This window comes from Methylorubrum podarium (genome assembly GCF_022179745.1).
Lineage (GTDB): Bacteria > Pseudomonadota > Alphaproteobacteria > Rhizobiales > Beijerinckiaceae > Methylobacterium > Methylobacterium podarium.
On record NZ_BPRD01000461.1, the window covers coordinates 1 to 6,803 of the forward strand.

General features: G+C 72.0%; 6 protein-coding genes and 1 pseudogene. All 7 read left to right on the top strand.

The features are described 5' to 3' along the window. The coding region (locus MFF42_RS20740; protein ID WP_238257441.1) for a hypothetical protein at positions 1-444 on the top strand (444 nt) is incomplete at its 5' end. 464 nt (positions 445-908) lie between these two features. After that, on the top strand, positions 909-1,061 hold the full coding sequence (locus tag MFF42_RS20745) for a hypothetical protein (RefSeq protein WP_009863639.1): 153 nt from the start codon (positions 909-911) through the stop codon (positions 1,059-1,061). 91 nt (positions 1,062-1,152) lie between these two features. Next, positions 1,153-2,316 (top strand): hypothetical protein, encoded by a 1,164-nt coding sequence (locus tag MFF42_RS20750; RefSeq protein ID WP_066927218.1) that lies wholly within the window; start codon positions 1,153-1,155, stop codon positions 2,314-2,316. After that, a complete protein-coding gene (locus MFF42_RS20755) occupies positions 2,316-3,002 on the top strand; it encodes a TnsA endonuclease N-terminal domain-containing protein (RefSeq protein ID WP_012752999.1) in 687 nt (228 codons plus the stop codon). The genes MFF42_RS20750 and MFF42_RS20755 overlap by 1 nt, the downstream gene beginning before the upstream one ends. A 219-nt stretch (positions 3,003-3,221) precedes the next feature. Then, complete coding sequence (locus tag MFF42_RS20760; protein ID WP_082222805.1) at positions 3,222-5,468, top strand: TnsB C-terminal domain-containing protein; 2,247 nt, start codon at positions 3,222-3,224, stop codon at positions 5,466-5,468. 10 nt (positions 5,469-5,478) lie between these two features. Continuing rightward, positions 5,479-6,600: an ATP-binding protein gene (locus MFF42_RS20765; RefSeq protein ID WP_066923658.1), complete on the top strand. Its 1,122-nt coding sequence runs from the start codon at positions 5,479-5,481 to the stop codon at positions 6,598-6,600. 10 nt (positions 6,601-6,610) lie between these two features. Beyond that, a pseudogene (locus MFF42_RS20770) lies at positions 6,611-6,803 on the top strand (TniQ family protein); the annotation flags it as partial.

Genomic DNA, 6,803 nt, shown 5'->3' on the forward strand with positions numbered 1-6,803 from the left:
CGGCAGGCCGAGGCGGAGATGCACGAAGCCGTGCGGTCGGCGATGCTGGCCGGTGCCGCGAAGCTTCGCGAGATCGCCACCGAACTGGCCGGCATCGACCACCTGATCGGCACGTTGGAGCGCTCCGGCCTCGCGCCGGCCGTGGCCCTCCCGCGGGCGGCCGCGGATGCGGATCGGCCGGGGGCGGAGCCCCTGCAACTGCCCGCGGTCACCGGCCCGGTCGCGAAGGTGATCGTCACGGCGTTGGCGAAGGCGGGCCCCCGGGGGATGTCCGGCGCCGAGGTGAACGAGGTCGTCCGGAAAGCCGGCTACCAGCTCGACGCCTCGGAGAAGTCCAAGACCAAGCTTAAGCGCGATGGGAAAATAATCCACGACCGGAAGGCGAAGATGTGGTACGCGCTCGGCCAGTTCCGGGCGCAGCCGTCTCAGGGCGAAACCGAGTAAAGTCCCGTCCCGGGACTTCGAGGGAGAGTAACAATGCCCGGCCAGATCAGACCGGTTCGCGTCCGCCGTGGGCGGTCGCGCGACCCTCCGCGACCGGCTCCGGTCGCGCCCCATGAGTCATGACAAAGGCGCACGGCCCGAGGGCCGCACGCCTTGAGATCACCTGCGTCTAACCACCAAGCCACCGCAGGTGTATCGCTCGACCGCGCCGGGAAGGGGAGTGGAGTGGAATCCCCGGCCCAAGCGACGTCCGAGCCTTTTCGACCGCGACCGTGAAACTACCGCACCGACCGGATGAGGCACACGCCGAGGCCCGACACGTATGCCAGCTCCCGCGCGTGAAAGCAAGGGCCTGCGCGTGTCGCCTCCTTGGGGTGTCCCGGCCGCCTGATGCCGCCGAGCCGGGGCCGTCCGACGGACGCCCTCGACCGGGCCACCGACCTCGCGACCCCAGGAGAACGCCCTTGACCGATCAGTACGGCGGCGAGCCGCCCGCCGGCGACCGCTTCGTCGATCCCGCCTTCGACGCGTGGGACGACGACCTCGGCCTCCTTCTCGGCCACCCCACCGGCAAGTTCACGCCCGAGGCCTGGGACGACCAGGCGCCCGAGGACTAGCCCGCACGACCGGCCCCGGCCCGAGTGCCGGGGCCGCCTCGCCCAGCTTCCATCAACGCCCGCCACGGGCTTTCAGAGGACCGCCGCGGTCATGACGCAGCTCGAACTTTTTCCCGTCCAGAGCGACTCCCTCGCCCCGGCGGATCCGCCGGCCCTCTCGGAGCTGACGGAGGCGCAGCGCGCCCGCGCCGGACGGCGCCTGGCCTATGTGCAGGCCCTGGAAGGCCTGCCGGCCGGCGCGTGCGGCGCCGATGCCGTGCCGGCCGCCTTCGCGGCGGTCGGCCGTGAGGTGGACGACGTCAAGTGGCCGTCGCTGCGGCAGGTCAGGCGGTGGCAGCGGCTGCTCCGCACGAGCGGCGGGCAGGTGGCCGCGCTCGCCGACCGGCGGCGGTCCGTGCCGGCCCGGCCCCGCTGGGCCGCCTGGATCGGGTCCGTGGCCGACGAGGCCGCCGCCCAGGCCCGCCTGCGGCCGGCGCCCTCGCTCTCCCTGTTGACGCAGGCGGCGCTGCAGCGGTGCCGGGAAGAGGCCCTGGCCCGCGGGTGCGCGCCCGACCAGGTGCCGGCGCCCGGCACCCTTCGCCGGATGATCCGCGCCCGCATGCGGCCGCCGGCGCGCGGATCCGCGGCGCCCGCCCGGCAGGTCTTCCGGTTCCTGCACATGTCGAGCGGGCACCCCTTGGGCGAGGTGGTCGTCGGCGAGGAGACCCTCGACATCGCGCTGCCGGAACTCGACACGGATCGCGTCCACCTGCTGACCGCGCGGGACGCCTACAGCGGCGTGACGGTCGCGGCGAGGCTCTCCACGACGGAGCCCGACGGCGACGCCGTCCTCGGGCTCTTCGGTGCCCGGCCGGCCGCAGCCACGCCGGAGCCGCTCGGCGTCGCCCGCCTCTGCCTCGGTCTCCCGGACGCCCTCCTGCTCGACCACGCCCCCCGGTTCCGCAGCGAATCGGTCCTGCGGTCCGCGGCGGCGCTCGGGATCGAGCTGCGCTTCGGCCCGGCGGCCTCCGCGGGCGGGGCCGCGCCGGCGGCGGGCCTGGGGCAATGGCTCGCCGCGACCGGGGCCGCGGTGGCGACGGCCGACGGCCTGATGGCCGCGGTGCAGGATTGGCTCAGCCAGCACGACCTCGGCCGCTCGCGCCGGGACGGGCGGACCCCGCTGGACCGCTGGCAGGAGGGGGTGACGCGGTATCCAATCCGCCTGGGGGCGGCGGCCGCGCCCGCGCGGATGCCCGGCGCCGGGGCAGGGGCCTGATGTCCCGGACCCTGCGAAGCCGGCATGTCGGCAAGCCGAATCCGTCCCGCCGGATCGTCACCGGACGGCGGGACTGCATCACGGGCGAGATCCCCTCCGGCAAGCCGGGCATGGGCCACCGCATGGTGGCCTACGAGGGCCTCCTCGCGCGGGATTTCATCCTCCTCCTGGAGCAGGACGACGCCGTCCTGCGCTACCAGGAGGAGCCCGTCCCGTTCCGGTGGCACGACGGCGTCCGGTGGCACACCTACACGCCGGACTTCGCCGTCGAGATCGACGACGGGCGGCGCCTCTGCGTCGAGGTCAAGCCGCTGAAGCGGGTGATCAGGCTCGGCTGGGACGAGATCCGGCCCCGCTTGGCGGCGGGCGCCATCGCGGCCGGCTACCACGGCTTCGAGCTCTGGACCGAGGTCGAGATCGACGCGCTCCGGGTCGCGAACGCGGCGCTCGTCGCGAGCGAGCGAAGCTTCGTCGTCGACGAGGCGGAGCAGCACACCATCCGCGTCGTCCTGGACCGCTTCGGCGGCGAGGCCCGCGTCCGGGAGCTCCGAGCGGCCTCGGGCCTCGGGACCCGCGCCTTCCGGGCCGTCGTCGCCCTGGTCGCGCGCGGGGAAGCCGAGCTCACCGAACCCGGCCGACCGTTCGACGACCACGCCCTTGTCCGCCGTTCCCCGAGCCGGAGGTAGCCCCATGACAGGAGATCGGTCTCAGATCCGCACGCACCGCGGCGCGGTCGCGCTCGTCGACGGGATCCCCCACGCCATCGCGCGCGCCGCGGCCGGCGTCCTCTTGCGCCGGCTCGGGCCCGATCCCGTCACGCTTTTCCTGAGCGAGGCCGCGATGCTGGACCTTTGCCGCAGCGGGCGGCTGCGCGTGTCCGAGCCCGGGAGGGGGCGGCGTTGAACATGGGCGCTTGCCAGATCCGCCTGCAGGAGGGCGCCCTCGTCATCGTCGAGGGCGTCTACCACAAGGTGCTCTCGCGCGACGCGAGCGGCGTCACCCTGCGCACGCTCGGGGCGAGGCCGGTCTCGGTCACGAAGAGCCATGCCGAGCTGGCCGACCTCTACTTCGGCGAGCCGAGGCGCCTTCAACTGGTGGAGGACACGACCGCGGGCCTGCCCCAAGGCGTCCAGGACAACCTCCTCCGCACCATCGACACGTTCGATGTCCGCCAGCAGGACGCGGCGCTGATGCGCCTCGACTACATGCAGGCCTGCGACCGGTGCTTCGCCGAGCGGACCCACAAGAAGGTCCTGAAGGGCTACGCCGAGATCGCGAAGCTCGTCGCGGCGGAGCGTCGGCAACGGGTCATCGAGAACGAGGGCTCCCATCCCGACGACGTGCCGCTCGAACGGGTGAGCGGGTCCTCGCTGAAGGGTTGGTACGGGCGCTGGCGCAAGGGGGGCAGGGCCCTCGCGGCGCTGATCCCGTTGCACGACCAGAAGGGGCGGGCGGGTTTCCGCCTCGACCCGGAAGTCGAGGTGATCCTCGCCGAGCGGGTGCGCGAGGACTGGCTCATCCGGAACGGCCCCCCCCTCAGCCACGTCATCCTGTTCATCCAGGGCCGGGTCGAGCGCGAGAACAAGACGCGCGCCGTGCCCCTCGATGTGCCCGACGCCATGACCATCCGGCGCTGGGTGAAGGCGAACGTCAGTCGGTTCGACGAGATCTATCACCGCCAGGGCCCCGCGGAGGCGGAGCAGGCCTTCCGGCACGTCAAGAAGGCTCCTCAGGCGACGCGGCCGCTCGAAATCGTCGAGATCGACCACACGCCGCTCGACGTGCTGGTTCTGGAAGGCGACGGCACCCCGGCGCGGAACCGGCGTCGGAAGGACAAGCGCACCAAGCGCGTCTGGCTCACGGTCGCCATCTGTGCGGCCACCCGGATGATCGTCGGGTTCCATCTCAGCGAAGAGCGCCCCTCCTGGACCTCGGTGATGCATTGCCTGCGCATGGCGGTGCTGCCGAAGGACCTGACCCGCGTCCGCGTCGAGACGTCCTGGCCCGTGTTCGGCGTGCCGGAGGTGGTCAAGCTCGACAACGGACGGGAATTCCACTCCCGCTCGATGAAGGCGGCCGCCGGGCAGCTGCGGTTCGAGCTTCGCTACATGCCCCGGCGCAAGCCCCACCTGAAGGGCAAGGTCGAGCGGGCCCTCGGCACGATCGCGCGCGACTTCTGCGCCTACCTGCCGGGCCGGACCTTCCGGGACGTGCGCGAGCGGGGCGACTACGACAGCGTCGGGCAAGCCGCCCTGACCCTCGCCCAGCTCATCGAATTCTTCACGATCTGGGTCGTCGACATCTATCACAACCGCAAGCATGGCGGGCTGCTGGGACGCACGCCCCTGCAGCGCTGGCAGGACCTGATCGGCTACGGCACGCGCCTGCCGCCGTCGGCCGACGACCTCGACCCGCTCATCGCGCTCGTGGTCCCGAGGACCATCCAGCGGCACGGGATCACCTTCCTCGGGCTCACCTTCCAGTCGGACGAGCTGAAGGGCGTCCGCCGCAGGAAAGGCTTCCACTTCGGCGAGGAGTTCCTCGTCAAGGTCGATGCGTCCGATCTCGGCCACCTCCTCGTCCTGGTGGACGAGGAGGCCGGGTGGATCAGGGTTCCCTGCGACGACGCCTTGGCGGACGGCACCTCCCTTGCCGAGTGGCGCGACGTGGTCCGGACGGCGCGTCGCATGACGCTGGAGGGCCAGCGCGTCGCACGCGCGACCCTCGTCCGCGCGATGGAGCTGCTTCGCGCCGAATGCCGCAAGGCCGGCGTCAAGCCGCAGCGGTTGGCCAGCACCGACGTCGACTGGTTCCGCGAGCACGCGGACGACCCGATGTTCGAGGTGGCCTGGGACGTCGCTGACGAGAACGCCCACGAGGCCGAGCGGCTGCGGACCCGGCGCCCGAGGAAGGCCGCGCCGTCGGCCGCGGCCGACGGCCAGGCGGCGCCTGCGCCCCGCATCGGGCAGGGGGGCCGCAAGACCGGCGGGCGCCCGGTCCGCGCGGCGCAGGACGACTCGGTCGCCGCCGAGCCGGCACGATCACCGCCCGTCACCGCGGCGGCGACCGTGCCGGCGGCGACCATGCCGGCGGCGGCGGCCGACGACATCGGGTTCGATGCAGACGATCCCGATAACTGGACTGCCGAGTGAGGACCATCGCATGCTGCAAGCCCACGAAGCGGACATCTTCCGCCCCGACGTCACGGTCCTCGCCCCGCAGGAGGCCGTTCCCGCGCGCCGGGAGCGGTTCGCCACCCGTCTGAGCCCCCAGGATCTGGAGCGGCGCGCCTGGAAGAGACGCGTGAACACGATCCACGTGAACACGGACGTCGTCGTCAAGGCGGTCGCGCGCTTCGACCAGATGCTGGCCGACCTCGCCGACGACGTCGAGGGCCAGTGCCTTGTCGTTCCGGCTCCTTCCGGGGCCGGGAAGTCGCATCTGCTCGCCCGGCTGCAGATGCGCCCGTCCCTGGTGCCGTTCCGTGACGAGGTCGGCCCCGTGCGCCCGCTGGTGTTCATCAAGGCGCCCAGCCCCTGCACCCTGAAGACGCTGGGGCTCGCGCTGTACGTCGCCCTGACCGATCTGGAACTCAGCGCCACCCTGAAGGAGCACGACATCTGGCGCAGGGTCCGCCACCAGATGCACGCCCAACTCGTGTCGGTCGTCATGGTCGATGAATTCCACCACGCCCTCCGCGGGCGCACCGGCGACGAGCGGCGGGCCTTGGTCGAGACGCTGAAGAACCTCGTCCTCCCGGACCCGAACGACCCCCTGCGGCCGCCGGGGGCGGAGATGCGCCCCATCTCGCTCGTGCTCTCCGGCATGCCGTGGCTGAGGCGGGTGCTCAAGGAGGACTTCCAGTTGCTCCGACGCTGCATCTTCATGCCCATCAGGCCACTCGGCCACTCGGCGGCCTGTGTGAAGAAGGCGACGAAGTTCCTGGAGCTGATCGAGCCGCGGCTCGGCTTCCCGGCCCCCTCCGGCCTGTCCGAGCACGACATGGTCCAGCGCATGCTCAAGGCATCGGCGGGATACACCGGCCGGATGATGCACCTCGTCAAGAAGGCGGCCTTCCGCGCCATCCGAAGCGGCGCGCCGAGCATCAGCCAACTCGACCACCTAGCATTCGTCTTCGACGAGATCTTCGAGCTCGGCCCTCACCGGAACCCGTTCAGGGTGCCCGACATCTCGACCTGCCCGAAGCTGAAGGAGATCGAGTTCGACAAGCTCACCCGACTGATGGGAACCGCGCAAGCGGACATCGACCCGGACGACGCGTAGGAGGACGTCGGTGCGACTGACCATCATCCCGCCCGTCGTCGAGGGCGAATCCGCAGCGGCGCACCTGCTGCGCGCCTTCGACGTCAATGGCGAGCCGTGGAGCCGGGAACGCCTGAGGAGCGCCGGCCATGCCTTGAGCGACATCCTGCAGGGGCGCGCCGCCAAGCCCCTCGCGGACCGGCTCACCGTCACGGCCGAGCCGG